Consider the following 15,391-nt stretch of genomic DNA (forward strand, 5'->3'; position numbering starts at 1 on the left):
AAAGGCGCTGAAGTCCACAAGATCGACGACAAGATCGCCATTGATGTCTGCTGGGTTCTCGCCAGTGGCTCCGAAGTTGACGAGAAAATCAGAGAAGTCAGCAAGGTCGACAAAGCCATCGCCGTTGATGTCCTCTGGACATAAATTTGGCGCCTCCATTTCGCCAAAGATGATGAGATCTCCAGCGATTGCAATAGCAGCTTCAAGGTTCATTGGTTGCGCAGACACTAAGAGATTTGCAATGCCGCCAGGAGGCAGGATCGTTGGCAATGGAAATGGAATGTTTTCAATTGGCGGCAGTGTCTCACTGAGGTCAAGTGCGTCTTCAAATGACTCAGCAAGTGACAGTGTCATCGTAACGCCATCTGTTGATACCTCGATGGATCCCAGTAGCAGTAGCGGCATGGGCAAGCCTGGCGTCGCAATTTCCTGGTCCAGCAACGAGGCTCCCAGTGTGAGTTGGCCCGGAATCAGTAATCCAAAGTCGTATTGGCCTGGCGCCGTTTCGGTGAGCAAGCCGGGGCTGGGAAGTTCTGATTGCTCAAACGTAAGCGTTGTCAGTGAGCCAGAACCAATCGGGATGGGAAGCGAGAATCCCCCAATAAATAAAGAGCCCGGGTTATAGGTTCGGAAGGTCACGAACTCAAGCACGATTGATAAGGGCATGGAGCCTGTGCTGTCGCCAAGCAGATCAAGCTGCGTATTGGTGATCAAGATGGTGCCTAAATCAAAGTCGAGCTCAACATCCATGCTGCCCACGGGGTTGCTGTCGAGAAGTGCTTCAATTCTTGGCGTGACCGAAGTGGTCACTGGTTGATTGCCACTTCCACCAAAAAGCCCTGGCCTCGTCATGGTGCCTTCGGGATTGGTCTCTTCGTCGTGGTCTCCGAGGAATGTCCCATTCATCACCAGTGAGAGAGAGGTGTCAAGAAACGCACTACTCATTTCTGAGTCAACCTGCATCGATATAGGATCTGCCTGCAGCGATGTTGTCACAAATAGACTGGTTGCGATCGCCGTTAAGGCAACGCTTTTGCAAGGTTTTATACATGACATACTGATAGCTTCCCTCCCCTTTTTTATCCCCTGAACAATCACGGTACCACTGGCAGGTATACAGAGCAATGATAAATTACAGCGAGCTGCCACGAGAACAGAGTTTGAGGGCTGATAAGTCAATCAGACATGCCTGATGCAGCCAAGAAGCACTGTTTGGCAGAATTCCTTCTCGACATATAGGGCTTCAGTTGCCCTTTGGGCCAGAGCATCATTTGAGAGAGTGCTCATCGTAAAACCCAGTCGCACCATCGGCTCTTTTTTAGACCGTGTGGCAATGAATTTTCAAGAGGCGGGCACAACGGTTTTGCTGGAGCGACTTGGTGTATGAATGTCTATAGGCAGCGCTCTTGTAATTGGCAGAGGGACCATTCGCGCTGGATTTATCTGGGCATGTTTTTCATTCCACAATAAACAGGCAGAAGTCTTCAGTGCACGCAGTCAAGCCATTGTTGATATCTGCAATTTTTATTCCTTTCAGATCAGTGAGCACTTGTTTGCCTTGATGGAAGAAAAAAAAGCCGCCACATTGCTGTGGCGGCTTTTGAAGAGCAAGACTTACGTCCTACAAGTTCAATAATCTGATTTGTATCAGACCATTTCCTTGAGGTTCTTCAGTGGTCGAACGCGGACGATGCTATGTGCAGGCTTTGCTTTGAACATCATCTCTTCACCAGTGAATGGATTCACGCCCTTGCGAGCAGCGCGACGTGGCTTATGCACTTTGACAATTTTCATGAGTCCAGGCACTGTAAATGCGCCAGGTCCGCGACGACCAAGATCCTTCTTGATCAGACCCGACATTTCTTCAAAGACACCACCGACCTCTTTGCGGGTCAGTCCAGTCTTGTCAGAAATTTCACTGAAGATCTGACTCTTGGTGCGTGGCTTGAGTTCGGTTGAACTCTTGCGAGAAGATGCTTTTTTCTTGGTTTTCTTTTTTGCCATCTGTCGTGAATCCTTTCAAGCATTGGTTGTTTTAGGGCTTCCCGGAGTTCCGATTGACTGCCTCGGGCCTATTCCCTTGATGCGCGGCAATATACGCTGGACGTGTCTCTGCGGCAACCCATTTGACCCTGGAAAAATAGGGTTTTTGTATGTCTTTTTTGGCAATGTCCAATTATGGGTGCTGAGGTCGCTCATGAGAAAGCGGCCAGCCCTTGTCAGAGCCGACCGCTTCATCAAGCGGACAGGGCGGGATTCGAACCCGCGGTAGAGCCAAAACCCTACGCCGGTTTAGCAAACCGGTGCCTTCAGCCGCTCGGCCACCTGTCCATGCGAGGCAGGAATTGTACCGCCTTCGTGAGGCAATGGGTGCCAATATTCCTCAGGCGGATAGACTTGCTGGCATGTCACAATTGCCGCCTAACCGTAGCCATGTCACCACCGAAATTCCCCATCCAGGCAGCTCAGATCTGGGGGCGATCGAAACGAGTGCCGCAGTCGCACTAATGATCGACGAGCAGCGGGCCGTTGCCGATGCACTAGAAATGGCTATGCCGGCCCTCGTGAGCTTTGTTGACGATCTTGCGGGCCGTATGAAAGGTGGCGGTAGGCTGATTTATCTCGGAGCAGGTACCTCTGGAAGACTCGGTGTATTAGATGCATCTGAGTGCCCCCCTACCTTTATGAGCTCGCCAGATCAGGTGCTCGGAATCATTGCAGGTGGCGACTCATCACTTAGGCTCAGCAGCGAGGGCATGGAGGACGATCCTCACGGGAGTCAGGAAATTCTCACCGATATTGGGCTCAATAGCAGTGACACGCTCCTGGGGATTGCTGCTGGAGGCACGACGCCCTATGTCTTAGGTGCATTGCCCGCCGCCAAGAAGGCTGGCGTTATGACAGGCCTTTTAACATGCGCAGAATCAGTCACATCCGTGGATTCCTGTGACCATCTGATTGTCATACCCACCGGTCCTGAGGTACTGCGTGGCTCTACGCGGCTCAAGGCAGGGTCAGCAACAAAAGCCGCTTTGAACATGATTACGACCATCGCCTTTGTTCGTCTTGGCAAAGTCCATCGCGATCTGATGATTGATATTCGATGTACCAACGATAAATTGGCAGATCGAGCGATTCGTATTCTGGCAGAATTACGCCCGGGGCTATCGCGTTCCGATGCACATGCCAAATTGAAGGCATGCGGCGGTTCACTGAAACAGGCATTGTCTGAGACGATTCAGTCTTTAGAAAGATGAGACTTTTCTGAAGTCAGCGAGTCTTTGCTTAAGGTCATCAGTGGAAAGGCCAGCGAGACCACCAAGCCCGAAGTCACGGATCGCAAAGCTTGCGGTGATGGTGCCCCAGGCGAGCGCCTCACGCAACGTCTCAAAGGAGTGATCCCCAGTTCTGGCTAGATGCCCCATCATGCCACCAGCAAAGGAGTCGCCTGCGCCAGTTGGATCGACCACATCTTTCTGTCTTGCAGGAAATGCTGGCAGAACGACCGTCCCTTCACTGGATCTCAATAAACAGCCGTGCTCACCTTTTTTGACCACCACAAATGATGGTCCCATTTCTAGGATCGCATCACCAGCACTAACCGCATTGGTGCAGCCAGTGAGTTCAATGGCTTCTTGGTCATTGAGCACCAGACCATCTACACGGGCCAAAAGTGTTCGTAACTCTGGTTGGGCGATATCGATCCAAAGATTCATGGTGTCCGCGACACAAAGTTTTTGTCCGGGTACACGCTCAAGCATTGTGAGTTGTTCAGCAGGATGTGAATTCGCTAGAAAAAGCGTATCGCTGTCTTGAAACGAAGCTGGAACTTCAGGCGGTGCTTCATCAAGAACACCCAGCTCCGTATAGATTGTCTCACGCTGATTGACATCATCTAGGTACTTACCACCCCAGGCAAAGGTACGCCCTTGAGGTCGCTCCTCAAGACCAGACATGTCAATGTTTTTGAACGCCCTAAGCGCCTGTCGATGCGACTCTGGCCAGTCGCCCCCCACTGCTGCCACAAGTCGAACTGGTCCGTAGAGTGACGCTGCCGCTGCAAAGTGTGCGCAGGAACCACCAACGACACCCTCTTGCTTCTGAGTGGGGGTTTCAATCGAATCAATCCCAATTGTCCCAGTAACGAGAAGTGGCATTGTTATGCGGTCACCTTTGCTGTCATGAGATCCATAAGGCGTTCGAGCGTTGCTTCATTTTCCATATGCATAATCAATGGGCGTAGCTCATTGCAGGCCTCGGATCCAACCACGCTACTTCCCAGGGCATTGAATTTCACGGCAATCTCATCTTCAGTCATCGGGTCGCGTGGGTCACCCTTGGGTACATCGACGCGATGTTGATATGTGGAGCCATCCTGCAATGTAATGGTCACTTGGCTTGGCTGGAACTTCGGGAAGAGTGCCTCGAATTCATCATTGGGAACAACTTTGATCTTATCCATGACTGGTATCAAAGCAGGGTCATCAATTCGTTCTTGTTTGAACTGCAGTGGTGTGACCATGCCATCAGCAAGGCCGACAGCCAAAGAATAAGGCAAGCTATGATCTGCCGTTTCTTTGCTCGTTGGTCGGTACTTTGCAGGGTCGCCAAGGATATCTGCAGCTCGTGCAATGACCTCAACTTTAATCTCTTGAACTTGATCTGGATTCAGATTTTGCTCCTTGACGATTTTCATCATTGCGGTCAAGGGCGCATGGCTCAGAGCCTCGATTGGGAATGATTTCATTCCGCAGTCGATGATTTTGTAATGATCGCTGGCAGAAGCTGGCAGGTCATCAGTCAGCATATTCAGGTGGAACTTGCCACCAAACTTCTCGAAGCAATGGACCAGTCCCTCTTTGCCGTCGATGACATGTTCTGGTCCAGAGTAGCCACGCGAAGCAAGCATTGCTGCTTCAACACCGCTGCGAGTCGCCATCGGATCGACGGTGTTCTTCATGTTAGTAAGTTTGCCTGCAGTGACCGCACCCAAGCACATAGATGGAGAGGCGCTGATACCAATGGCCTGCTGAATCTGTTCTGCAGGAAGCCCGAGCATCCTGCCTGCGACAATTGGTGATGCGATGCAGGTGATTGTCGCATGGTGCCAGCCATACTCACGTACGCCTGGATCTCCGAACTCAGCCAACCGCATTTCGATTTCGTGGCCGATGACTGTTCCAAGGATGAGATCTTTCCCGGAAAGACCGTTCATTTCACAGATCGATAGCGCCGCTGGAATGATATCTGATGGATGTGCTGGATCTGCTTTCCAATAGATATCGTTGTAATCCATTGCCCGAATGCAAAGTGCATTGAGCATCGCTGCCATGACCGGATCGGTTCGATAGCCGGAGCCAAAGATGGTGCAAAGCTCATGGCCACCGAGTTGCTTGGCATAGTCAAGGAAGATTTGTAGATCATGCTGTTGGCTGCCGCCAAGGGCGCAACCAAATGAATCAAACAGGTAGAGCTTTGCCGTATGGATCGCTTCGTCACTGAGATCTTCATACTTTAGTTTTGCAGCCCATTGAGCGAGCTGCCAAGTAATAAAATCAGTGTTCGACTTTGAGGTGTCATGACCGCCCATGAGATGGGTCCTTTCACACGAGTAATGATATTTGCTACTTCGTTGAGTTTAGCTAGCACAGGCCTGAGATGACGTCACCTTGCGGGCAACTTCTTCAGCAACTTCCATCGTGGAATCGCCGTTGCCCCGACCCTTCACGTCATATGTTCCTGAAGTGCCTTCCGCAATCACGTCAGCAATCGCCTTCTCAAGTCGGGCAGCATCTTCAGCTTCGCCGAGCCAATCAAGCATGAGTTTGGCTGTGAGTAACATGGCCATGGGGTTGACCACATTTTGGCCTTCATACTTTGGTGCAGAACCATGGGTTGGTTCGAACACGGCATAGTTGTCGCCAATGTTAGCCGCACTTGCAAAGCCCAGGCCACCAACAAGGCCAGCACAGAGATCGCTGACAATATCACCAAACATGTTCTCTGCGACCAGTACGTCGTAGTCTTGTGGATTCTTGATCAGCCACATGCAGATCGCATCGATGTTCGCTTCCCAAGCCTCAATGCCACTGTAGTCCTTGGCAACGTCACGGAAAACACGAGTCATAAGCCCGCCGGTTTCTCTGAGCACGTTTGGCTTCTCGACCAGCGTTACGCTCTTTCGGCCGTGCTTCTTGGCGTACTCAAATGACTGGCGGCAAATTGACTCGCAGCCTTGCTGAGACATGATGCGTGTGGATAGCGCAACATTTTCTAAACCTTTGTCTTTCCACTTAATCATCTTTGGATTGTCACACAGCGCATCGTAAACTTTCTCAGGCAGAGGGTACCATTCAACGCCGCCATAGCTGCCCTCGGTATTTTCACGGAAGACAACCAGATCGATGTCACTTCGATAATTGAGTGGATTGCCTGGATATGCCTTGCACGGGCGCAAATTTGTGTGCAGGTTAAACATTTGTCGAAGCTTGACGATCGGGCTGAAGTACACCAGGCCTTTATCCTGAAGTTCAGGAAGTAGTTCTGCTTGGGCTTCTTCACGGGGCTTGCTTGTGATAGCACCAAACAATCCGCAATCGGTATTCTTGAGCACTTCAATTGTTCGATCAGGTAGTGGATTGCCTTCATTGATCCAATATTCCCAGCCAATATCCGCTGGGTGGTAACTGGCATCAAACTTCATCGCATCGAGCACGACTTTTGTTGCATCCATTACTTCAATACCGACGCCATCACCAGGCATCCACGCAATCTTGTACTTCGACATGGGTCTCTTTCCTAAGTAGGTTGGCCCCCCCAAACAAGACGAGGGCTCATGGGTAAGCGATGAATATAACGTGGCCCCGGATTCCGTGGGAGCCATAGGCCGTGCAACTGCGCGGAACCTCAAGGAGGCCGCATTTGGCGGGTTAGGCCTTGGCCAACTTCTTTGCGACGAGTGCTTCAGCCCCCCCTGCCGCGATGACCTCCTGTGGGACGGCACCTAGCGGGGTGAACTGATACGTCTGATCTTCGATCAAGATCGTTGCCTGGACAAAATCGATGGTTATTTCTGGCCCAATGACGGTTAGCGCCTTATTTTCCTGCTCCTGAGCACGAAACCAATCCACTAGCTCAGCGCAATCGAGCACGATAAAACCGTTATTGATGGCATTTCGCTTGTAGGTCTGGCTAAAAGACGAGGCAATCACACACTGTATTCCGCCGGCTTGCAGGCTGATGACAGCCTGTTCACGGGAAGAACCGGTTCCAAAATTGCGTCCTGCAACAATAATGTCACCCGGGCGAGCCATTTCGGCGAATCCTGGGTCATAGTTCGCCATTGCCGCAGCGGCCATTTCTTGCTCTGTCACATCATCGCGATAGGTGAGTTTTCCAGAATAGATTCCATCGGTATTGAGGTTATCAATGTCCAACCAGAGTACGCGGCCAGACATCTTTACTGGAAAGCCCTCCGCCATCGTTGTGCTGCCGCCTCCACTTGTGCGTGCACCGATCAACTTTGTTTGCGTACTTGCTTTTTGATCCACGTAGTTTCTTGGAGCGCAGATATGCCCAGCCAAAGCAGACGCGGCAACCACAGCTGGGCTTGCAAGGTATGCCTGTGCATCGCGACTTCCCATCCGGCCCTTGAAGTTTCTGTTCGTAGCGCTGATGCCAATTTCACCGGCTTTTAATGTGCCTGCTCCGAGCCCAATACAAGTGCCACAGCCTGGCGGCAATGGAATCGCTCCAGCTTCAAGAAGCTGTTGCCAGTGCCCACTTTCACTGGCGGCCTCTTGGACATTCTTTGATGCGGCCGCGACATAAAATTCGACATCTTCAGCAACCTTCTTGCCAGCAACGATTGAAGCTGCTTCCTGGAGATCCTCAAGTCGCGCATTGACGCAGCTCAGTAAGTAGGCCTTGTTAATTTTTACTTGCTCTTGTTCGATCTCTGGCAAAGCTCGCATGACTTTCACATGGTCTGGTCCTGAAACATGTGGAATGACGGTAGAAAGATCGAGCTCTAGCTCTGTGGCGTAGTGAGCATCCGGGTCACTATCGAGCCTATCAGCCCACCAATGATCAACATCATCACGGGTAAATCGTGGGCCCTTCTTGCCTGCTCGCCGCGCTAAATAGTCCGCTCGCTTATAGAGAGCCTCTCGCAAGACCTCGTCGAAGGGAAGCACGCCAGCTAAGGCGCCCCACTCTGTCGTCATATTGGCAATTGAGAGGCGCTGATCCATTGATAGCAAGGCGAGTCCATTACCAGTGAACTCAACGGCCATATTCAAAACTTCGTCGTTATTAAAGAGTCCACACAAAGCAATGATCACATCTTTACCAACCACCCCTGCCTGGAGCTCGCCGGTCAGTGTGACTTTCGCCATCTGCGGTACTTGCCACCATGTTTCTCCAGTGGCCCAAATAGCGGCCGCATCTGTTCGCACCACTGGTGTCCCCAATGCCGCCACACCACCGTATAGATTTGAATGCGAATCTGAACCAACGACCATGCTGCCGGGAATAACGTATCCCTCTTCAACCATGACTTGATGACTAATGCCTGTACCGGCTGGATAGAAATCAATGTCGTGGGTCCGAGCAAACTTCTCGATCTTGGCATATTTTCCTAGATTCTCGGGCGTCGTGTTCTGGATATCGTGATCAATGGCGAATACCGGCTGTCGCGAATTGAATACTTCGCTTACGCCGATGGAATCAAACTTAAGCATGACACCAGAGGTATTGTCATGGGTCATAATATGCTTGGGCGCTATACGTACAAAGTCCCCGGCATGAACAAGTTCTGGATAGTCCAGAACATGTTTCTGGACGATCTTCTCTACGAGTGTCTGTGATTTATTGTGAGTGCTCATGATGCCATTTTACGCCCTGTTTCTAAAAAAGGTTCAGGAGCCTTTAAAGGGGCGAAGGTGGCACAGCAGCCAGATTGGCCAGAAGATCTGAACAAAGGCAGCCCCGAGAAGGCATACGATCCCAACTGCAATATGGAGTTCAATTGAGATAAACCGGAGCACAGCAAGAGACTCATAGTGGCCCGTAAATGGGATGAAGGTCCATAACAGCGCCAAGATGGCCCAGCCCCATGTCATGATGGCTCCACCGGGCCGGTCCACAATCAAGTGGATCGATCCTATCAGCAATAAGATTCCCAGCAGGGTTACGACACAGTAGACCATGAGCACGACCATCGGGCCCGGAAGCATTTCAAGCCCTCTATTGGCTCCATCAACTTTAGAGATGTCACCAGGGATAGAAACCTCATTGATAGTGATCGCCTCAAGCCCATGATTTAGTAGATCGCCAACTTGCGCTGTAGTGGTGTTTACCTCATCAGAAATATTCTTTATGGCTGTAGAGGCAATCACGCCAGCGATACCAGCGCTAATCTGAAGGATGGCCACCATGACTGAAATCCAGGCCATACGGACTCGCTTCGGCTGTGCGGTGTTTTTCATGATGGCAGCATATCGGCAGCAAGCGAAGCTGCCAGTTCCGGGCGGGCCTCAGGATGGGTCCAACGCTGCCAAAAGCATAAAAAATCAGGATCACTGATTGACCCGAAGCTCATTTGCTTACATCCCGCTGGGCCGATCAGCTGAAGATAAACAGAAGCAAACCTATTCGGACATAGCTGGGCAGCTCTAATAATGGCGACTGAGTCTTCAGTATTCCAGATCTGCCCGCTCGAACTGACTGTGAAACCCGGTCCCGCGATTAGGCCCTTCGAATCTCTTTGGAACTGTCGAACAAAACGGCGAACAGGTGGTAAAGGCAACAGTCCACTGATCAAGAAAACAAAACCAACCGCAAGACAGATTATTTGACCATACAGGAGCGCGAGGCCTAGAGCATTGGCGGCGAGAATCAATGAGATCACGATATTTGAAATCTTACGCTTGGAGCTTGCAAGAACATGCTCTGGCTCAGGAAGGCCAGGCAACAGCGCGATGCTCCTTAGAGATTGAATAAAAGCAAGATCAGCAATGACCTCAGGTCTTGAGGTTCCTTGTTGCTTAAAACCGGAGTCAAGAGCCGTGATTGTCGACTTTGCATGCTGGCTAGAGGATGATCTTTGAGGCAAGTTCGCTTGTTGAATGACAGAAAGCAGGCCTGCAACGTATGTTTGCCTAAGGTGCTTTTTTGTATATCGACGCGATTTGAATTCCTTGAGAGCGAGGAACAAACAAAGCAGCGCAGCGAGTAAAACGAGAAATCCGACGATGCCATTTGATCGAGCGCCAAGACTCACCATAAGAAAAATAGCTAGAAGCAGAAGAAACAAAATGAGCACGACTTCGTGAGCTAACGTTTCGTGTCGACCAGGCAAAGGCAGCCACAGCGTCTTTGGCGACCACTCCAGAAAAGTTTCTTTATCAAGAGGCAATCGTCGCTCAGGAAAAAGCGGCCGAACAGACATGGCCACAGTCAGTAGCACAAAAGCTAGGGCGAAAATGAGCGAAGCCATTACTTAGAGGCGGCCTGCTTGCCCAGGAACTTGGCGATATCAAAGTCAACAAAATCGGCGTGATGAAAGATGATTGATTCAATGGTCCGATCAACTTTGTCACCTTCATGACTATGCGTGGCGACAATGTGCATGACCTCTGCAGGTATGCCGTGCTTGTAGCACATCGCGACGCCGGAAAACGGATGACGCAACATTTGGCCAAAGTGCCCTTTGACAATGTGGCCATCCTTATCGCGATCAAACTCAAGAGGCTTGCCGCAATCGGCAAGTAGCGAGCCAGCGATAAGGTGATCTCGATTGATTGGTATGTCGCAACTAAAAGCGCTCTCTAGTACATCTGCGATCGCGATGCACTGTCGGACACATGAGTTGAGATGAGCGATAAAAGTCATGTCGATGTCGCCAGCGAGGAGTGTGAATTTTACTTCCCTTAATTCGTCGAAGGTCCAACCACTCCCGCCGCAACCTGTCGTGATTGCTTCATTCCAGACTGCGGAAACGCTGTCTCGCAGTGAGGTGTTTTGGATGTCCATTAAATTAGGAAAGAGCTCAGCAATTTGTGGGGTGGTGTACTTCATCTTTTCTGTTGTCGCTGACGTCATAAGATTTTCTTCTCGGTTGGTTATGGTTTTGATTTATTGTCACGATTGACAAAACGAAGGCGTGCAGTGTAGCTCTGGTTGGCTCACTAAAGTGTTCTTGTCTTTGGGCCATCGTAGGTATGCGATTTTGGGTCAATACGCCGCATTGGTCGCATACGGTCTTGCTCCTCGGCAACATGGGCCAGAAGCCCTGGGGTCCGGGCAATCATGAAGAGGCCATTCATAATTTGTGGCTCGAAGCCCAGATCAGCAGTCACCGCTGCAATAGCACCATCTACATTCAGAGGCAGGGTCTTGCCTGAGCCAGCGAAGATCTCGGCGACGGCATCTGCTGCAGCCATATGTGAACCTGAGACCCCCGCTTCTTCAGCCAGCTCAAACAGTCGACTTGTGCGGGGGTCGTTGCTATGGACACGATGACCAAAGCCACTCATTCGCTTCCCTTTGGACTTGAGTTCATCCAAAAAGGCGCTTGCGGCTCCTACTAAATCACCATCTTTACCAGCGCGCTCAATAATTGAACTCAATTGTAGCGCGCAGTTGGTGATCGCGCCCCCGTGAAACTCATTGACACTCATGATTCCTGCCGCAACAGAGGCTGAGACAGTCGCTCCAGTGGAAGCGACTTGGCGAGCTGATTGCACAGAAGGTGGTGTCACGCCATGGTCAATACTCGAGACCAAGATGGCATCCATCAGTCGACCGACCTCATCACTGGGCATTTCTCCCCGAAGCACTAGGTAGACGGCCTGTCCGAATGTCACCCTCCCCATGAGATCAGCGATGTTATAGCCGCGGACTCGGACCTCATTGGGCTTGATTTCTGTAATTGCTGTCGGCCACGTGTCTGCCATGAGTCACACCCTTTTTCAAATTGAATGAGTTTAGCTGGAGGCTGGTATACCCAATGCGGCGAGTGCTGCGGCGGGAAGGTCACCAAATCCGTCGACTACGGTCGCGCCAGCTGATGTCAGAGCCGCAACTTTGCCCGCATGTGTGCCGCGATTGCCTTCAATGATTGCCCCAGCATGACTAAACCGTGTGCCTTCGCGGGCTGCCTTGCCTCCAATGTAGGCGACCACCGGCTTTGTCACTCGTCCAGCAGCCATGAGTTCAGCAAGTTGCTCTTCTTGGGAACCACCAATCTCACCGAAGATCACAATTGCATCGGTTTCAGGATCGTCTTGAAACATCATGGCGACATCGGGGATGCGAAGGCCAAGTACTGAATCGCCTCCCACATGACAAATCGTGCTAATGCCGAGGCCTGCTCTGCTGAGGTAGTACCCACATGATGAAGACATGCCACCACTGCGCGATATCACGCCCACTGTTTTTCCTGGGATGGGTTCATTAAACCATTGGCGGGCAGACTCAGCGCGGCCGCCAATCATGCCAAGCACACCGCGACCAGGGCTAATCACGCCGAGTGTATTGGGGCCAATGAAATCAGCGCCGCAGATTTTTGCTTGCTTAGCGATAGCCATGGCATCCCAAACCGGTATCCGGTCAGGTACAAGCATGATGCGTTTGATGCCACCTTGCATTGCTTCAATCGCAGCGGCTTTAACAAGCCGCGCCGGCACGAAGATGACTGAGACGTCAACACTTCCAACACACTCTGTCATTGCTGCGACTGAATCGAATACAGGCAGGCCCTCGACTTCTTGCCCGCCCTTTCCTGGCGTGCAGCCACCGATGATGTTGGTTCCAAATGATTTCATAAGCCGCGTGCGGGCTCGGCCCTCTCGCCCGGTAATGCCTTGCACGCACACTTTTTTATCTTTATCGATAATGATCGCCATCAGCTTCTTTTTGCCTCCGTGTCGATGCCCTCAATCGCCAAGTCTACAAAGAGGATTGGGCATCCCGCTCTCTGTAATTCGATCTCTAAGCCAATGAACTCCGAATCTTTTCCTGCCGCTTCATCTTCTGAAATGGCGAGTGTGATGCCATCTGAATTTAGATTCAACAGTCCCTCTCCAAATTCTGCAATGACCTGTTTAGCTTTGTCGTTTATTGCATTTTGGTCAATCCAAATGCAGCCTCCATTGATCTGGAATTGCGTGGCGTTATTGGTTCCAACGAAGTCTGGGACAGATCTCTTGAGTTTGTCTGAGCGTGCATTGGGGTTTCGTGATTCAACGAGTGTCGCGAAGCGTTGCGCACAGAAAGCTGGGGTATCATCCTTGCGGTAGCCTTCTATTGTTCCGGGGAGCGAATCGCAAGCTGACTCCAGAATCTCGACAGCTCGATCCTCTGCATTGCCACCGAGGCGAATGACCACTGGCATGGAGACGTTCATCTCTTTGAATGCTTTGGCCAGGCCATAGGCAGAATGAAACTGTTCTTGACTTGCTACGCCGCTACCAGAGCCGAAGTAACCGATCAGGCCTGGCTGACTCAGTATGACCCGAGCCGCGCGATAAACTTTTGCTGCAGATGGATTGCCTGATGTATCAGTAAAGTTTGCCAAGGTGAAGCCCAGGCTTGATACCGCATCCATAGACATCATTGAACCGCCGCCACCAGCGCCATGAAAGCCGATCAAGCCAAGTGTTGCCTCATGTCCATCGGTCGGCAGTTGAGCAAAGTAAAAAGTACCTCGATGATCTTCTTGCTCAATGCGATAAGCAATACGTTCTAGTTCAGTCGCGGGGTGATCTAATTCTCTGGCGATTTCAATGCCAAGTTCGTCGTGACGAAAAACGGCATAGTCGTCCACGGTGACGCGGCAGTCGGCGGCCACGACGTTGCCGTCTTTGGTTGTGACAAGGGGATTGATCTCAAGCGATCTTGCTTCAATCTTCTGAGCCATCTTTACCGCATTAACGATTGCATCAGCAATCTTCGCATGTGTTTCACTTGGAATAGCTGATCCTTTGAGCAGCTGCTCAAGCTCAGATCGGCTCACGCCAGTTTCGACATCAATAGCGAGTCGGGCGACCTGGTCGGCGCGTTCTTCGATGCCGGAGCCGCCATGCAGGTCCACCAATAAGACAGGTGCTCGCGTAGAGTCATCAATTGTGAGTGACACAAAGAGCTCTTGATCAATATCAATCAGCTCTTCAATGAGAACCTCTTGCACCGGGAAGTTGCCAAAGGACAGTGACAAGAGCTTCTTGGCAGCGTCCTTTGCTTCTTCGCTCGATTCAGCAAAGAGAATTCCTCCCTTCGCCTTGCGCCCAGTGATCCATGCCTGGGCTTTAAGGATGACGCCTTTGCTAGTCATTGTGTTGAGTTGTTCGTACGCCTCTTGGGCTTCTTGAGGGCTCGTAATGACGTGACCTCTGGGCGTGCTGATGCCACCCTGGCTCAATAGGCTCTTTCCTTGATGTTCATGCAGACGTGCCACTGGGAACTCCATTTCTGAAGAAACTGATATGAGCAAATTGCTCGGAAGGTTCGGATCGTATGGTCGCATGCAGATGCTGACAATAGGCTGCCATCATCTGGAGGGAGGTTGTTCTTCCTGCAGGAAGGACTTGCTCCATCCAATGCCAATACTTACCCCCATCAGGGAGCCAGCCACATAGTCCAGCGGCATTGGGTAGCTTAATGGCAGAAGGTCTTGCATGACAAAGGCATTTGAGAGCTGGGATGTGGGGCCGGCTTCTAGCCACCCCCATAAGGCGCCGAGAAATCCTGCTGCGCAGGGTGCCGCGAACAGCAGCACGGGTTGTACGCTAGGTGCCACGAGTCGGCCCACCAGGCCCGCCAGGGTCGCGCCAATTGTCACGGCTGCCAGGGTTTGGCCATCTACGGGTATTTTTGCGACCAGCCAAACAATCGGCAGCACAATCAGGCCACAGGCACAGCTTTGAAGTGCTTGATTGCTTTTGAATGGATCAGGCAGTGGCTCCCCAGCAAGCGGCTTGATCTCAGGGATCGGTCCAGAGCAGCGAAATACAATCACGCTCACAAGAAGTACCAAGCCAGTCCAAACGGCCAAAGAAATGACGACAGGGCCCAGTTTTCCATGGAAGGCGATCTCCTGAAGTGGTGCCAGGTTAAGGCTCAAAACGGCCAATCCAAAGCCGACCACAAAGAGGCCCATAGAGGCGTTGTATGCCCTGCCGACCAAGATGCCCAGAGCCGTGGCACATGCCAGGGCTAAAATGATGGTTGTTACGGCCAGGACTGGTGAATCAGCAGTCATGGCAATCGGCCCAAGTGATCCTGAAGCTTGCCTCATAAATGGGGCTACAGCGACACAAATCAGGGCTGCGACAAGGAGTGACGCGGTAAAGAGTATTTGGCGTGGTAATGCGCTCATGATGAGGATGTT

General features: G+C 51.4%; 14 protein-coding genes and 1 tRNA gene. 1 reads left to right on the forward strand and 14 read right to left on the reverse strand.

Annotated elements, in window-relative coordinates; genetic code table 11:
- The 3 genes from P8J86_02375 to P8J86_02385 all read right to left on the reverse strand — a co-directional run.
- Positions 1-1,056: hypothetical protein (locus P8J86_02375; GenBank protein ID MDG2053532.1), on the reverse strand; the 1,056-nt coding region annotated here is incomplete at its 3' end.
- A gap of 591 nt (positions 1,057-1,647) precedes the next feature.
- Complete coding sequence (locus P8J86_02380) at positions 1,648-2,004, reverse strand: HU family DNA-binding protein (protein ID MDG2053533.1); 357 nt, start codon at positions 2,002-2,004, stop codon at positions 1,648-1,650.
- Positions 2,005-2,242: 238 nt separating this feature from the next.
- Positions 2,243-2,331 (reverse strand) — tRNA-Ser (locus P8J86_02385).
- Positions 2,332-2,345: 14 nt separating this feature from the next.
- Between P8J86_02385 and P8J86_02390 the strand changes: the two genes are divergently transcribed.
- The gene (locus tag P8J86_02390; protein MDG2053534.1) at positions 2,346-3,257 is read left to right on the forward strand and encodes an N-acetylmuramic acid 6-phosphate etherase; all 912 of its coding nucleotides are present in this window, start codon (positions 2,346-2,348) and stop codon (positions 3,255-3,257) included.
- On the opposite strand, the gene P8J86_02395 is transcribed toward P8J86_02390, so the two are convergent.
- From P8J86_02395 to P8J86_02445, 11 genes are all read right to left on the reverse strand, one after another.
- Positions 3,246-4,157 (reverse strand): PfkB family carbohydrate kinase, encoded by a 912-nt coding sequence (locus tag P8J86_02395; GenBank protein ID MDG2053535.1) that lies wholly within the window; start codon positions 4,155-4,157, stop codon positions 3,246-3,248. The genes P8J86_02390 and P8J86_02395 overlap by 12 nt on opposite strands.
- Positions 4,158-4,159: 2 nt before the next feature.
- Positions 4,160-5,590, reverse strand: coding sequence for an MmgE/PrpD family protein (locus P8J86_02400; GenBank protein ID MDG2053536.1), 1,431 nt, complete (start codon positions 5,588-5,590; stop codon positions 4,160-4,162).
- Positions 5,591-5,638: 48 nt separating this feature from the next.
- On the reverse strand, positions 5,639-6,787 hold the full coding sequence (locus P8J86_02405; protein ID MDG2053537.1) for an isocitrate/isopropylmalate dehydrogenase family protein: 1,149 nt from the start codon (positions 6,785-6,787) through the stop codon (positions 5,639-5,641).
- 142 nt (positions 6,788-6,929) lie between these two features.
- Positions 6,930-8,885 (reverse strand): homoaconitase, encoded by a 1,956-nt coding sequence (gene lysF, locus P8J86_02410; GenBank protein MDG2053538.1) that lies wholly within the window; start codon positions 8,883-8,885, stop codon positions 6,930-6,932.
- A 33-nt stretch (positions 8,886-8,918) separates the two neighbouring features.
- Positions 8,919-9,488 carry a hypothetical protein gene (locus P8J86_02415; protein ID MDG2053539.1) on the reverse strand — a complete coding sequence of 190 codons (570 nt, stop codon included), beginning with the start codon at positions 9,486-9,488 and terminating at the stop codon, positions 8,919-8,921.
- Entirely contained in the window at positions 9,485-10,498 is a 1,014-nt protein-coding gene (locus P8J86_02420; GenBank protein MDG2053540.1) for a hypothetical protein, read from the reverse strand. The genes P8J86_02415 and P8J86_02420 overlap by 4 nt, the downstream gene beginning before the upstream one ends.
- A complete protein-coding gene (locus P8J86_02425; protein ID MDG2053541.1) occupies positions 10,498-11,103 on the reverse strand; it encodes an HDIG domain-containing protein in 606 nt (201 codons plus the stop codon). The genes P8J86_02420 and P8J86_02425 overlap by 1 nt, the downstream gene beginning before the upstream one ends.
- Before the next feature lie 86 nt (positions 11,104-11,189).
- Positions 11,190-11,957: a citryl-CoA lyase gene (locus P8J86_02430; GenBank protein ID MDG2053542.1), complete on the reverse strand. Its 768-nt coding sequence runs from the start codon at positions 11,955-11,957 to the stop codon at positions 11,190-11,192.
- A gap of 30 nt (positions 11,958-11,987) precedes the next feature.
- On the reverse strand, positions 11,988-12,908 hold the full coding sequence (locus P8J86_02435; protein ID MDG2053543.1) for a CoA-binding protein: 921 nt from the start codon (positions 12,906-12,908) through the stop codon (positions 11,988-11,990).
- Positions 12,908-14,458 carry an acetate--CoA ligase family protein gene (locus tag P8J86_02440; GenBank protein MDG2053544.1) on the reverse strand — a complete coding sequence of 517 codons (1,551 nt, stop codon included), beginning with the start codon at positions 14,456-14,458 and terminating at the stop codon, positions 12,908-12,910. The genes P8J86_02435 and P8J86_02440 overlap by 1 nt, the downstream gene beginning before the upstream one ends.
- A 93-nt stretch (positions 14,459-14,551) precedes the next feature.
- Positions 14,552-15,379, reverse strand: coding sequence for a hypothetical protein (locus tag P8J86_02445; protein ID MDG2053545.1), 828 nt, complete (start codon positions 15,377-15,379; stop codon positions 14,552-14,554).
- Between the last annotated feature and the right edge of the window lie 12 nt (positions 15,380-15,391).

The sequence above is a fragment of the Phycisphaerales bacterium genome (assembly GCA_029268515.1).
In the GTDB taxonomy this organism is placed as follows: Bacteria; Planctomycetota; Phycisphaerae; order Phycisphaerales; family SM1A02; genus JAQWNP01.